This window comes from Streptomyces graminofaciens, assembly GCF_030294945.1.
Lineage (GTDB): Bacteria > Actinomycetota > Actinomycetes > Streptomycetales > Streptomycetaceae > Streptomyces > Streptomyces graminofaciens.
In genome coordinates this window covers 7,014,500-7,027,894 of sequence record NZ_AP018448.1, presented here as the reverse complement: position 1 = coordinate 7,027,894, position 13,395 = coordinate 7,014,500, and the positions used below count along the sequence as shown (strand labels likewise).

Here is a 13,395-nt window from a genome sequence, read left to right as displayed (position 1 = left end):
TCAGACCTCCGCCAAGCTCAGGCTTCGCTCGAACTGCCGCCAGGCCCGGCATCGCTCGGACTTCCGCCAAGCTCAGGCTTCGCTCGGACTTCCGCCAGGCCCGGCATCGCTCAGACCTCCGCCAGCCCGGTCGCCCACCCCTCCTCGTCCCACCGCACCTCCAGGACCCGCTCCACGGCATCGCGGTCGACGGGCCCGTACACGTGCGGGAACAGGGTGCCCTCCGGGACACCGGGCGGCGGGCCGGGAACCGCCGCCTCGAACACGCACTCCGAGATGAGCCTGTCCTCGTCGATGAGCAGCGCCAGCAGCGGCCGGGGCGCGTCGCGGTAGAAGTCGTTCACGATGACGAGGGTGATCTCCTCGTCCGGAGAACAGTGGACGAAACCGTCCTCGGCCAGGGAGGCCGGTGCGTAGGGGCGGTCGGGGTCGGCGTTCCAGGCGGCGAGGGGGACTATGTGGTAGATCATGCGCCGGTTATACCTGGTGGGGGACGCGCGGGGCAGGTCGGCTCGCAGGGATCGATGTTCATGGAGAGCGCGCGGCACTGGTTCGACTCCGTCTGGTGGCAGCTCGCCCACGACAACCGCTGACCCGGTCGTGAACGGCCAAGATCGGCCCCTCTTCCCAATCTACTTGCCTAACTTAAGCAATTCCAGTTATGATTGAGTAAGTCAAGCAACCTTGTGGCGGCGAAAGCCCCGCAGACATGCCAGAGGCCCGCCTCTCCCCCCGGAAGGAAACGCCATGAACGAGACCGCCGCGGCCCCCACCGCACCCGGTCCGCTCGCCTCCTTCGCCCGCTTCGTGCTGTTCGGCGGTGGGATCGGCGTCCTCTCCAGCGGTGCGGTGGCGCTGTTCGCCGGATGGATGCCCTGGGTGGTGGCGAACGCGGTGATCACCGTCGCCTCCACCGTCCTGTGCACCGAACTGCACGCCCGCTTCACCTTCGGGTCGGGGCGGCGGGCCGGCTGGCGCGAGCACTGGCAGTCGGCGGGCTCGGCGGCGGCCGCGTACGTGGTGACCAGCGTCGCGATGCTGATCCTGCACCTGGTGCAGTCGTCGCCCGGGATGCTGACCGAGCAGATCGTCTACCTCGGCGCCTCCGGCCTGGCCGGCACAGGCCGCTTCCTCGTCCTTCGCCTGTTCGTCTTCACCGCGGGCCGCAAGCCGAGCACCGAGCCGGTACGGCCCCAGGCCGCGTCCGGCGCTCGCCCCCAGCTCCAGCCCCTGCGCCTGAACGTCGGCCACGGCCTGGCACCCGTCTCCGCCGCCGCCTGAAGCCCCGCCCTGTCCACCGCCCCACCCCGAAAGAGAGCAGCCATGCCCGAGACGAAGTCGGCCCGGACCACCCGGACCACCCGGACCATCCACACCACCGGCACCACCAGCACCACCAGCACCACCAGCACCACCGGCGCGATCAGCGCGATCGGTGTGATCGACCTCCCCGACGCCGGACGGCCCATACCCGGGCCCCGACATTCGGTGGCCGGAGTCCGCGTCTTCCACCTGGACGGCACCCCGTACGGCCGACAGCCTCAGGCATAGGCCGGGCGCCAGGCGCATCGCGACCAGGACCCACACCATGACGCCCTCCACGCCCGCCACGCCCTCCACTCCCGCCACACCCCCGCCGGGCCGACGAAGCCCCACCCCCTCCCCCACCTCGTACGCCCCCTCCTCCTCCACCTCCCCAGGCGTGGCCCTGGCCGCGCGGGAGCCCGAGAACCGCCCCCGACTCGTCGACACGGTCGTCGCCGTCGCGCTCTTCGCCTGTTCGTTCCCCGGCAGTCTCATCACCTTTCCGGGGCAGGACCTGGAAGTGCCGTGGTGGCCCGGCGTGGTGCTGGCCGGGGTCGCCTGTGTGGCCCTGCTGTGGCATCGGAGCCATCCCCGTACGACGACCGCGCTGACCCTCCTCTGCGCGATCGCCGCGTCCGCGCTCGGCTACCTCCTCACCGTCCTGCTGCTGGCACCGCTGATGGTCTCGCTGTACTCGCTGGCCATCCGCACCGGCCGCAGGACCGCCAACACCTACGCCTTCACCGGCATCGCCCTGCTCGTGGCCACCGGCCTGATCGCGGGCCCGGTGGACGAGCCGCTCGTACTGAAGCTGCTCGGTCCCGCGGCCTGGCTGCTGCTGCCCACCGCCCTCGGTACCGCGGCCCGGCTGCGCGGCGCCTATATGGAGGCCGTGCAGGCACGGGCCGACCACGCGGAGCGGACACGGGAGGAGGAGGCGCGGCGGCGGGTCGCAGAAGAGCGGATGCGGATCGCCCGGGATCTGCACGACGTCGTGGCCCACCATCTCGTCCTCGCCAACCTCCAGGCCGGCGCCGTCGCCCGCCAACTGCCCGCCCGGCCGGCCGAGGCGGCGGCGCTGGTCACCGAGCTGACCGGCACCACCGCCTCGGCGCTGCGCGAACTCAAGGTCACGGTCGGACTGCTGCGCCAGGGCGACGACCCGGACAGACCCCTGGAACCCACCCCCGGTCTCGACCGACTTCCGGAGCTGGCGGCCTCGTTCGTGAACGCGGGGCTCGCGGTCGCCGTGATCGCCGCGGGAGAGGCGCGTCCGCTCTCCGCCGGCGCGGAACTCGCGGCATACCGCATCGTGCAGGAGGCGCTCACCAACGTCACCAAGCACGCCGCCGTCGACACGGCCGTCGTACGGCTCACCTACTTCTCGGACCGGCTGCGCATCACCGTCACCAATGACGCGGGTACGGCGGCGCCGGGCGGCCCGTCGTCGCCCCGGCCCGGCGGTGGCTACGGCCTCATCGGGATGCGGGAGCGGGCGCTCCTGGTCGGGGGCCATCTCAGGGTCGGGCCCCGTGCCCACGGGGGCTTCGAGGTGGCCACGGAGCTGCCACTGCTGCGGCCGTCGCCCTCTTCGGCGCTCTCCTCATCACCCGCTTCAGCGCCCTCTTCAGCGCCCTCTTCAGCGCCCTCCTCGGCGCCCTCCTCGGCGCGCCCCGTCCATCCGCGCCGCATTTAGCTTGCGTAAGTCAAGCAATCCGCATATCGTTGAGTGAGTCAAGCAAACAAGCGGGCCGGGGTCGCCCCGCGAGCCATCTGACTCCCCTCTCCAGTTCCTCGATCTCTCCCCTCTCCTGACGGAGGCAGTGCCATGTCCGACGCCCTTGCCCGACCCACCGACGCTGGAGCAGCCGGCCCGCCGAAGCCGAACGCCGTGGTGGCGGTGCTGGCCCTGGCCGGAATCGTCGTCTCGCTGATGCAGACCCTGGTCATCCCGATCGTCCCCGAGCTGCCGAGGCTGCTCGACGCCTCGGCGTCGAACACCGCGTGGGCGGTGACGGCCACCCTGCTCGCCGCGGCCGTGGCCACCCCGGTCGTCGGCCGGCTCGGCGACATGTTCGGCAAGCGGAAGATGCTGCTGGTCAGCATCGTGCTGCTGGTCTCCGGCTCGGTGGTGTGCGCGCTCGCCGACTCCCTGGTCCCGATGGTCGTCGGCCGTGCCCTACAGGGTCTGGCGGCGGCGGTCGTCCCGCTCGGCATCAGCATCATGCGTGACGTGATGCCCGCCGAGCGCCTCGCCGGCTCGACCGCGCTGATGAGCGCCTCGCTCGGTGTCGGCGGTGCCCTCGGTCTGCCGGCCGCGGCGTTCATAGCCGACAACTGGGACTGGCACATCCTGTTCTGGACCTCCGCCGTCCTCGGCGCCCTGTCCTTCCTGCTGGTCATGACGGTGATCCCGGAGTCCAAGGTCCGCACCGGCGGCCGCTTCGACCTGCTCGGTTCCCTCGGCCTCTCCGCCGGTCTCGTCTCCCTCCTGCTGACCGTCTCCAAGGGCGCCGACTGGGGCTGGACCAGCGCCACCACGCTCGGCCTCGGCACCGCCGCCGTCGCGATCCTGCTGGCCTGGGGCTTCTACGAGCTGCGCGCCAAGCAGCCGCTGGTCGACCTCCGTACGACCGCCCGCCCGCAGGTCCTCTTCACCAACCTGGCCTCGATCGCGCTCGGTTTCTCGATGTTCGCGATGTCCCTGGTCCTGCCGCAGCTGCTCCAGCTGCCCGAGCAGACCGGCTACGGCCTCGGCAAGTCCATGCTCACCGTCGGTCTGGTCCTCGCCCCGCAGGGCCTGGTGATGATGGCGATGTCGGCCGTGTCCGCGGGCATCACCAAGGCCAAGGGCCCGAAGGTCACGCTGATGATCGGCGCGCTGATCGTCGCCGCCGGCTACTCCCTGAACATCGTCCTGATGTCCGAGGTCTGGCACCTCATCCTGGTCTCCTGCGTCATCGGCGGCGGTGTCGGCTTCACCTACGGCGCGATGCCCGCGCTGATCATGGGCGCGGTGCCGGAGTCGGAGACGGCCGCGGCGAACAGCCTCAACACCCTGATGCGCTCCCTCGGCACGTCCTTCGCCAGCGCCATCGCGGGCGTCATCCTGGCCCAGATGACCACGGACTTCGGCGGCTACGCCCTCCCGTCCGAGAACGGCTTCAAGGTGGTCATGGCGATCGGCGCCGGAGCGGCCCTTCTCGCCTTCCTCCTCGCCTCCTTCATCCCCAAGCGCCGCGCGGCCACCGAGGTCCCGGCGTCCGAGGGCCCGGCGGAGCGGGCGGAACTCCCGGAGACAGCCAAGGCCTGACCCGACCCGAACCGAACCCGTAGGGCGAAGGCCCCGTGCGGCGCGTATGCCGTACGGGGCCTTCGCCATGAGCAATTCGTCGTTGACAGGCCACCACGGCCGGCCCGGCGTTGATCGGAGGTGATCAGGCGCCGGGCGGGCGAGGCCGTCTCACCTCGCGGTCGACGGCCCAGGCGTCCGCCACGGGGCCCAGGTGGCCGAGCTTGTCGGGGTTGATCACCGAGCGGATGGTCTGGATCCGGCCGTCGAGGATGTCGAGCGCCAGGGTGTGGAGGACCCTGCCGTCCCGGTCGCGGACGATCGCGCCCGGCCGGCCGTTGAGCTCGTGGCGTTCGAGCGTCACGTCGATCCGGATCATCCGGGGGAAGACGGAGGCGAGCAGCCCGGCCACGTTCCGGTCGCCGACGACCGCCCTGGACAACTGCGGGGCCTTGCCGCCGCCGTCGCCGACCATCGACACATCGGCGGCGAGCAGGTCCCGCAGGGCGACCACGTCACCTTCGCGGAGGGCGTCGAAGAACCGTGACGCCAGTTCCTCCCGCTCCTCGCGGTCCGCCTCGAAGCGGGGCCGGCCCGCGGCCATGTGGCGCCGCGCCCGCACCGCCAGCTGGCGGCACGCCGCCTCCGAGCGCCCCACCGCCGACGCGACCTCGGGAAACCCGAAGTCGAACACCTCCCGCAGCACGAAGACCGCCCGCTCCAGCGGACTGAGCCGTTCCAGCAGCAACAGGGCCGCCATCGACACCGAGTCGGCCAGCTCCGCCGACCGCGCCGGGTCCTCGTAGGGGTCGGCGAGCAGCGGCTCGGGGAACCACGGCCCGACGTACTCCTCCCGCCTGACGCGCGCCGAGCGCAGTACGTCGATCGCGACCCGGGTCACCGCGGCCGAGAGGTAGGCCCTGACCGACCTGGGCTCGGTCGGGGAGGCCTCGAAGCGCAGCCAGGTCTCCTGTACCGCGTCCTCGGCCTCGCTCACGCTGCCCAGGATCCGGTAGGCGATCGAGAACAACAGCGGCCGCAGCTCCTGGAACTCCTCGGTCCTGCTCAGACGTTCCCTCCTCGAACTCGAATCCGAACCCGAACCCGAACTCGCAGCCTCATCAGCCCGAAGTTGGTGGTCATCATCGAATCCCGCCCCGTTGCCCGTCATCCGGCGAAGGACTCGGGGCCGAAGCGACCCCACGCGACGAAGACCGCGAGCGCGAGATAGAAGAGGTTCAGCACCACGAGCCCGGCCTCACCGAGCCGACCGTGAGTGATCATCGCGCCGACCATCAGCGCGACCCAGCAGACGGCGGTCACCGGCACCAGGACCGGTGCGACGCCGAGCGCGGCGGGCAGGATCAGGCCCAGCGCGGCCAGGAGTTCGAGGACACCGAGGGTTTTGACGAACCCGGGGCCGAAGGCCTGCGTCCATCCCGCGCCGTTGAGCCCGGCCAGCTTCTCCTTGGGCACGAACGACTTGACGAGGCCGCCGGACAGAGCCACCACGGCCAGCACTCCGGCGGCGATCCACAGCCCGAGGTTCATCGTCGACTCCTTCATCGAGGTGTGTCTGTCACCTCGTACGACGAGACAGCGACCCCGCCTGTGACATCCCCCCGATCCCTGGTCATGTCGTTGACACCCCGCGCACCCCCTCCTAGGGTCACGCCAGCATTCCGACCATGTGGCGACATTTCGAACGGTGAAAGCGCAAGTGCCCTGCACAGCGCCGGAATCAGAAGCATCATCAGATGTGCCGTCCTCCTCTCAACGTCGAGAAGAACAAGGAACGATCAGCATGCCCAACCGAAGAACCGTCCTCGCCGCCATCGGGGCCGCCCCCCTCGCCCTCACCCTGTCCGCCTGCGGCCAGGACAGCGCGGACGGGTCCGGGAGCGACTCCGAGGGCGGCACCATCGGCGTCGCCCTGCCGACCCGGGCCTCCGAGCGCTGGCTCACCGACGGCAAGAGCGTCGTCGAGGACCTGCGGGACAAGGGGTACAAGTCCAAACTGGTCTACGGCGAGGACAACCCGGCCACCCAGGTCTCGCAGATAGCCAGCCTGATCAAGCAGGGCGTCGACGCACTGATCATCGCGGCCATCGACAACAGGTCGCTGAACGGCGTGCTCAAGCAGGCCGCCGCCGCGGACATCCCCGTGATCTCCTACGACCGCCTCATCCTCGACAGCAAGAACGTCGACTACTACGTCTCCTTCGACAACGAGCAGGTCGGCCGGCTCCAAGCCCGCTACATCATCGACGAACTCGGCCTGGAGGACGGCAAGGGACCGTTCAACATCGAGCTGTTCGCCGGCTCCGCCGACGACAACAACACCAAGTACTTCTTCGACGGCTCGATGCACCTCCTGCAGCCCTACCTGGACAACAAGCAGCTGGTCGTCCGGTCCGGCCAGACCGCGCTCAAGGAGGTCACCACCCTGCGCTGGGACGGACCCACCGCGCAGCGGCGCATGGACGCCGTCCTCTCCAAGTCGTACGGGACCGCGAAGGTCGACGCGGTCCTCTCCCCCTACGACGGCATCTCCATCGGCGTCCTGAACTCGCTGAAGTCGCACGGCTACGGCTCCGGCTCCACGGCTCTCCCGGTCGTCACCGGTCAGGACGCGGAGCTGGCCTCGGTGAAGTCGATCATCGCGGGCCAGCAGTCGCAGACGGTCTACAAGGACCTCCGCCAGCTCGCCTCGGTCGCGGCAAGCATGGTCGACGACATACTCAACGGCCAGACACCGAAGGTGAACAACAGAAGGGCCTACGACAACGGCGCCAAGGCCGTACCCGCCTACCTGCTCCAGCCGGAGAGCGTCGACAAGAGCAACTACGACCTGATCCTGGTCGCGGGCGGCTACTACACCGCCGCCGAACTCAAGTAGCCGGGAGGAGGCCGGGCCGCCGGGCAGTCCGGCGGCCGCCCGGGCTCCGGCTCGGCGAGTCGCCCCGCGGCGACTACGAGGCGGTGCACACTCAGTTCCAAGTCGAAGCCGAACTGATGATCATTGTGGTAGCTTCGGCGCCGCCATGTACCCCTGCGAAATCGAGGAGGTGAGACCGATCAACGCTGTCACAGGTCGGGGCTCCTTCCTCCACATGGCCTAGGGAGCGCCCGCAAAGGCATCCCGAAAGGCTTGAAACGCTGATGCGCTTCACCTCCCAGACGTCGTCGGACGGCGTCACCGAACAGTTCTTCACCCTGGACGAGATCCCCGGCGTGCTGTGGACGCCGGAAGCCCCCTGCCGTACTCGTCCCCTGATCCTGCTGGGCCACGGCGGCGGGCAGCACAAGACGGCCCCCGGCACCGCGTCCCGCGCGCGCCGCTACGCCGCCGAGGGTTTCGCGGTCGTCGCCATCGACGCGCCCAGCCACGGTGACCGGCCCAAGGACGAGGAGTTCGGCCGGATCGCGGCCGGGATGCGGGCCGGCCTGGCCGCCGGTGGGAATCCGGGCGTGCTGGTCGCCGGTATGCACAGCCATCTGGCCGGTCGGGCCGTCGCGGACTGGCAGACGGTCCTGACCGCGGTCCAGCGCCTCGACCAGGTCGGCCTCGGCCCCGTGGGCTACTGCGGCCTGTCGATGGGCTGCGGGCTCGGCATCCCGCTCATCGCCGCAGAGCCCCGGATCCGCGCCGCGGTGCTGGGCCTGCTCGGCGTGCACGGGCTGGCCGAGGACGCCGCGCGGATCACCGTGCCGGTGCAGTTCCTCGTCCAGTGGGACGACCAGATGGTGCCGCGGGACCAGAGCCTGGCCTTGTTCGACGCCCTGGCCTCGGCCGAGAAGACGCTGCACGCCAACCCCGGCAGGCACGGGGACGTGCCGCCGTTCGAAGTGGACGATTCGCTGCGGTTCTTCGCCCGGCATCTGACCTGACAGCGGACAGCGGACAGCGGATAGCGGATAGCGGATAGCGGACAGCGGCGCGGCCCGGGACGGTCCTGCAATCGGCGTGATGACGCAGTGGCGTACCGATCCCGGACGGCCCCCAGCGCGGCCGAGGTGGTGGGCCGGACCGCGCGCGCTCACCGCCGTCACTCACTCGCTCACCTCACCGCCGGGTGAGTGGCGGCGGCTCAAGCGAGGCGCTTCAGGATCACGTACCCCTGGGCCGTGCGCGCCACCGTGTAGCGGGCCTTCGGGTGGAGCTGGCGGGCGTAGCCGTCGATGTCTCTGTAGCGGCCCGTGGAGTTGTCGAGGGCTATGTAGTCGGGGGCGAGGCCCTTGGTTCTGCCGATCCAGAAGACGCGGCAGCGGGAGGTCAGCCGGGTCAGCGGGCCGATGTTGGCCTCGACCGTCGCGCCGTCCGGGATCTCGGACAGGAGCCGTTCGACGGCGGTGGTGCGCTCGGGCGTGCGGTACGCCTCGGGTTCCGTGAGCGCGGCGAGGGGGAGGGACGTCGTCAGCGCCAGCGCCGCCGCCACGGCCGCCGTGGGCAGTCGGGCGGCGTACGAGCGCAGCCAGGGGCGCGGGCTGTGCCGGGTGACGGTGAGCGCGTCGACGAGGGCAAGGGTGACGACCGGCATCAGGACGGCGCTGTAGTGCCAGTCCGTGCCCCAGTAGTGGTCGTCGCCGGAGAGGAAGCGCCAGCCCAGCGTCGGCAGGGCGACGGCCACGAGCGGTGAGCGCAGGGCCAGCAGGCCGCTGGTCGGGATCAGCAGCCAGGCGAGGGTGCGGAGTTTGACGTCGAAGCTGGCGAAGAGGCCGAAGCCCGCGTCGACCTTGTTCCAGTAGTCGTAGCCGCCCGTCGTGTTGAAGGCCGGGATCACGGTCGTGAGCGTGACGAACGTGGCCGCGACGCCGAAGGCCGCCATGCCGAGGGCGTACGGGACCGTCGGCGGGGAGGTGCGCCGGGCGCGTACGGCGACGACGAGCGCGATGGCCGCCACCGTGACGCCGAGGTCCTCCTTGACCAGGACCAGCGGCAGGGCGAGGAGCAGCGCCCGGCGCCAGCGGCGTTCCAGGACCGCCTCCAGGCTGAACGCGATCAGCGGTACGGCGAACGCGATCTCGTGGAAGTCGAAGTCCACCGCCCGCTGCAGACCCCACGACAGTCCGTACGCGACGCCGAGCGCGAGTCCGCTGCGGCGGCCGAGCAGGGTCGCGGCCACGCGCGTGACCGGTACGGCGGACAGCGCGAAGAGCGCCGCCTGGGCGACGAGGAGGGTGACCGGGGACGGGAAGAGGCGGTAGAGGGGGGCGAGGAGGGCCGTGACGGGGCTGAAGTGGTCGCCGAGGACGTTGTAGCCCGGCCCCTTCAAGTCGACGATCGGCGCCTGGAGGTGCGCGTACGCCCGGACGGCCTGCTCGAAGATGCCGAGGTCCCAGGAGCGGGTGGCGAGGTGCCGGTAGCGGGCGTAGGAGGTGGTGGCGTACGCGACGAAGAGGACGACCGCGAGGAGGTACGGGTCGCGGTGGCCCGCGCGGCGTTCGGGGCGGGGGCCGTCGAAGGACTGGGGGCGCCGGTCACACGGGGGGAAGGTCGTGACCGGCGCCGTCCGGGGTTCGGTGCTCGCCGGTGTCGGGGACGTGGGCATGGATGCTGGGCCTTACGAGCCGGAGGACTGGACGTGGGTGGCGGGGACGGACGACGCCTTCACCGTGCCCGACGACGAACCGGTCGCCTCAGCCGACTCCTCGGGGACCGCCGTCCCCTCTGGGTCCGCCGACTGCTCGGGATCCGGCGACTCCTCGGGATCCGGCGACGCGTCGGCCGGGTCGCGGCCGGGGACATGGCTCTCGGGGCCAGAGTACGAGGGGGTGGGGTCCGACGAGGAGACCGGGGGACCGGAGGAGGCGTCGCCGCCGGGGTCGCCGGAGCCGCTCGGGGTCTCCACCGGCCCCGACGGGGACGAGTCGGGCCCGGACGGCGACGGCGAGGCGGTGCCGCCGCTGACCCTCGGGCTCGGCGTGAACACCGGCGCGGCGGGGCGCGGCTCCGGCGCGAGCCGTACGGCCGCGAACGCGCCCCCCGCGCCCAGCACACACACCGCGCACACGGCCACGACTGCCAGGTTCCGGCGGCGCCGGCGTACGCCGAGGGCCGCGATCCGGGCGACGGGAACGGGGGTCAGCCGGGCGCGCACATCGGTGGCCGCGTGCTTGAGGGCGACGGCGAGGGCGGCGTCCTGGGCCTGGGTCTGGGCCTGGTCCTGGGCCTGGGCCTGGGCCCCTGCGGGACCGCCCGTGCCGCCCCGGGCCTCGGTGGGTTCAGACACCTTGGTCCTCCTTCAGGACTCCGCCGGACAGTTCGGACACATCGGCCAGTTGGGGAGCGAGGGCCGCGCGGGCCCGGTGGAGGTGGGTCTTGACCGTGCCCGGGGAGATACCCGTCTCGGCGGCGACCTGGTCGACGCTCAGATCGCAGACGTAGTGCAGGACCGCGACCCGCCGCTGCCGCTCCGAGAGCCGCCGGAGCGCGGCGACCAGGGCGACCGTGCCGGGCTCGGGCGCCGGGGCGCTGTCGGCCTGCCCGCTCGCGCGCCGCCGCCAGGCGTCCAGGGAGCGGCCCCGGCGCCGCCAGCGGCTGATCGCCAGCCGCCAGGCGACCGTGCGTATCCAGGCCTCGGGCCCGGCGTCCCGGTCGAGCCGCGCCCGCCGGGTCCAGGCACGGACGTACGCCTCCTGCACCACGTCCTGCGCCTCGTACAGGTCACCGGTCATCAGGTACAGCTGTCCCACCAGAGACTGCCGGGAGTACGTGTAGAACTCCTCGAACTCCTCGTCGGTCATAGGGCTCCCCGGTGGGTGGTCACATTCCATGTGCTGTACGCCGGGGACGGGCGGGACGGTTGACACGCCACCGGACTTTTCTCACCGGGGAGAACGCCCGGAGACGACACGGTGCCCCCGGGGTCCGCGCCGAAGCACGGAGCCCAGGGGCACCACAGTGTCGTACAGACCGCCGGGGCCGACTACGACCTATTTGGCGTTGATCAGGTCGTGCGGCGGGACCTTCACCGTGCGCTTGCCCGGCGTGCCGCCCAGGACGACCTTGCGGAGCGCGACGTTGTTCTTGTAGTTGGTCTCCTTGAGCCGCTTCTCCGGGTTGGCGATGACCTCGATGTAGTACGTGCCGTTCGGCAGGTCCGTGACGTCGAAGGACTGGCCGGGGCGGTACTGGGTGTACGTGTCGCCGGAGCCGACGTCGAGGACCTCGCGCACGGAGATGGAGTTCTGCTCACCGCAGGCGCTCTCCAGGTCCGTGTTGAACGGGTGCCAGTTGGCGTTCTTCACCGTGTAGTCGACGGCGTCGGTGTTGGCGAGGCAGAACGCCTCCTTGCCGCTCTTGACGATGTCCTTCTTGTCCGCGCTCAGCAGGCGGTAGCTGGCGAAGTCGGTGAAGTGCCAGTGCTCGTGGCCGACGCGCGGGTCCCACTCCATGGTGCCCGCCGGGGCGTACCCGACCTGCTTGCCCTTGGCGTCGTAGAAGTACTGGTACGAGTCCATCAGCTCGGCGCCCGGCTTGCGGAAGCCGTCCACGACGAGGGGCGCCGGGCCCGCGTTCCAGACGTTGGCGGCGAAGGCGAGGTAGTCCTTGCCCGGTACGTCGCCGTCCTCGCCGTCGGTGACGGCGATCTCCCAGGCCGGCAGCGAGCGCAGGTCCGGCATCGGGATGTTCTTCGGGGCGCCCGCCTTGCCGGTGGGGCGCTGGGCGGCCGGCTTGAGCGCGGGCGCGATGCGCGAGCCGTCGGTGTGGCCCTTCCCGTCGCCCAGGTGGACGGCCTGACCGAGGTCCTCCAGCGCGTGGGAGAGCGCCGGGGCCGTGGGCGCGTCGGCGCCTCTCGGGCCGTAGGAGTGGGCGCCGTGGCCGGAGGCGGGCGCGTCGGCACCGCCGTGGTGGGCGGAGGACTGCGGGGCCACGCCGACACCGCCCCCACCGCCCTCGCCCTCGTCGACCTGCTTCACCGTCAGCTTGATCGTCGGCCGGTCGTCGGGGATGCCGAACAGGTCGCGGTACTTCTTGGCGACCCCGACCTTCGCCGTGTACTCACCCGCCGGGATGTCCACCGGCTTGTCGTAGTCGATCGCGCTGGTGTTGGCCGCCCAGCCCTTCTCCACGCCCCACACCGAACCCAGCGTGAACGGGTTGGTCGGGCAGCTCTGCGGGTAGTGCGGGGTCGCCGGGGCGTCCGGGCGGATACGGCCGGAGGCGTTGTTCGGACAGAAGGTGCCCTTCTGCTTGACGACCTCCTTGCCGGACGCGTCCTTGATCGACACCTCCAGGAAGCCGGCCAGCCCGGAGAAGTCCTTCACCAGCCCGGCGGGCAGCTTCTTCGCCGTCGTCGTCTTGCCCTTGTGGAAGATCTGCTGGGCGACCACGGGGTCCTTGTAGGACTTCCGGGTCACCTTGAACTCCAGCGGCGCGCCGTCGACGGTGAGGTACGTGCCGAGGTCCAGGCCGACCTCGGGGCCGTTCTCCCCGTTCCAGCGCCAGGCCGTCACGGACTTCGACGCGGCGATCATCTTGAGCTTCGGCGTACCGGCCGCGGCCTTGGCCTTGCCGGCCGCTCCGGCGCCGGGAGCGGCTCCGGCCACGGCGGCCACGACGGTGAGCGCCGCGAGCGCGGCCAGGCCCGAACGCCTGGCGCGGCCGCGGTCCCCACCCTGGTGGTGAGCGTTGTGGTGACTGTCCTGGTGACGGTCGTACTGGCTGTCGTGGTGACTCGTCTTCTGACTGGTCATCGATTCCTCGTCTGCGAGTGCCATGGTCAATGGCATCGGACTGGGCAACCCACGACCGGCGCGGCCGGGACGGTACGGGCACTCCCCCAAGCACCCCG

13 protein-coding genes are annotated in these 13,395 nt (G+C 71.1%); 6 read left to right on the top strand and 7 right to left on the bottom strand.

Translation table 11 applies throughout. The features are described from left to right. Positions 1-110 precede the first annotated feature (110 nt). Positions 111-470 (bottom strand): DUF952 domain-containing protein, encoded by a 360-nt coding sequence (locus tag SGFS_RS30380; protein WP_286254977.1) that lies wholly within the window; start codon positions 468-470, stop codon positions 111-113. Between the two features lie 277 nt (positions 471-747). Here SGFS_RS30380 and SGFS_RS30375 point away from each other — a divergent pair, with 277 nt between their 5' ends. The 4 genes from SGFS_RS30375 to SGFS_RS30360 all read left to right on the top strand — a co-directional run bounded on the left by SGFS_RS30375 (position 748) and on the right by SGFS_RS30360 (position 4,618). Beyond that, entirely contained in the window at positions 748-1,281 is a 534-nt protein-coding gene (locus tag SGFS_RS30375; protein ID WP_286254975.1) for a GtrA family protein, read from the top strand. Between the two features lie 42 nt (positions 1,282-1,323). Further along, positions 1,324-1,551 (top strand): hypothetical protein, encoded by a 228-nt coding sequence (locus SGFS_RS30370; protein ID WP_286254973.1) that lies wholly within the window; start codon positions 1,324-1,326, stop codon positions 1,549-1,551. A gap of 37 nt (positions 1,552-1,588) precedes the next feature. Continuing rightward, positions 1,589-3,001 (top strand): sensor histidine kinase, encoded by a 1,413-nt coding sequence (locus SGFS_RS30365; protein ID WP_286254972.1) that lies wholly within the window; start codon positions 1,589-1,591, stop codon positions 2,999-3,001. Between the two features lie 132 nt (positions 3,002-3,133). Then, positions 3,134-4,618: an MFS transporter gene (locus tag SGFS_RS30360; protein ID WP_286254969.1), complete on the top strand. Its 1,485-nt coding sequence runs from the start codon at positions 3,134-3,136 to the stop codon at positions 4,616-4,618. Between the two features lie 124 nt (positions 4,619-4,742). Here the strand turns inward: SGFS_RS30360 and SGFS_RS30355 are convergent, their stop codons facing one another. Both SGFS_RS30355 and SGFS_RS30350 read right to left on the bottom strand, forming a co-directional pair. Further along, complete coding sequence (locus SGFS_RS30355; protein ID WP_286260142.1) at positions 4,743-5,666, bottom strand: RNA polymerase sigma-70 factor; 924 nt, start codon at positions 5,664-5,666, stop codon at positions 4,743-4,745. A 98-nt stretch (positions 5,667-5,764) separates the two neighbouring features. Further along, entirely contained in the window at positions 5,765-6,148 is a 384-nt protein-coding gene (locus SGFS_RS30350) for a DoxX family protein (protein WP_286254968.1), read from the bottom strand. A gap of 253 nt (positions 6,149-6,401) precedes the next feature. On the opposite strand from SGFS_RS30350, the gene chvE reads away from it, so the two are divergent. After that, positions 6,402-7,496 (top strand): multiple monosaccharide ABC transporter substrate-binding protein, encoded by a 1,095-nt coding sequence (chvE, locus tag SGFS_RS30345; RefSeq protein ID WP_286254967.1) that lies wholly within the window; start codon positions 6,402-6,404, stop codon positions 7,494-7,496. A 263-nt stretch (positions 7,497-7,759) separates the two neighbouring features. Continuing rightward, a complete protein-coding gene (locus tag SGFS_RS30340; RefSeq protein WP_286254966.1) occupies positions 7,760-8,488 on the top strand; it encodes a dienelactone hydrolase family protein in 729 nt (242 codons plus the stop codon). A 200-nt stretch (positions 8,489-8,688) separates the two neighbouring features. On the opposite strand, the gene SGFS_RS30335 is transcribed toward SGFS_RS30340, so the two are convergent. The 4 genes from SGFS_RS30335 to SGFS_RS30320 all read right to left on the bottom strand — a co-directional run bounded on the left by SGFS_RS30335 (position 8,689) and on the right by SGFS_RS30320 (position 13,321). After that, positions 8,689-10,149 (bottom strand): DUF2079 domain-containing protein, encoded by a 1,461-nt coding sequence (locus tag SGFS_RS30335; protein ID WP_286254965.1) that lies wholly within the window; start codon positions 10,147-10,149, stop codon positions 8,689-8,691. A gap of 12 nt (positions 10,150-10,161) precedes the next feature. Then, complete coding sequence (locus SGFS_RS30330) at positions 10,162-10,830, bottom strand: hypothetical protein (RefSeq protein ID WP_286254963.1); 669 nt, start codon at positions 10,828-10,830, stop codon at positions 10,162-10,164. Continuing rightward, positions 10,823-11,344 (bottom strand): SigE family RNA polymerase sigma factor, encoded by a 522-nt coding sequence (locus SGFS_RS30325; protein WP_286254961.1) that lies wholly within the window; start codon positions 11,342-11,344, stop codon positions 10,823-10,825. Before SGFS_RS30325 ends, SGFS_RS30330 begins: the two co-directional genes overlap by 8 nt. Positions 11,345-11,533: 189 nt before the next feature. Next, positions 11,534-13,321 carry a lysyl oxidase family protein gene (locus SGFS_RS30320; protein WP_286254959.1) on the bottom strand — a complete coding sequence of 596 codons (1,788 nt, stop codon included), beginning with the start codon at positions 13,319-13,321 and terminating at the stop codon, positions 11,534-11,536. Positions 13,322-13,395 lie beyond the last annotated feature (74 nt).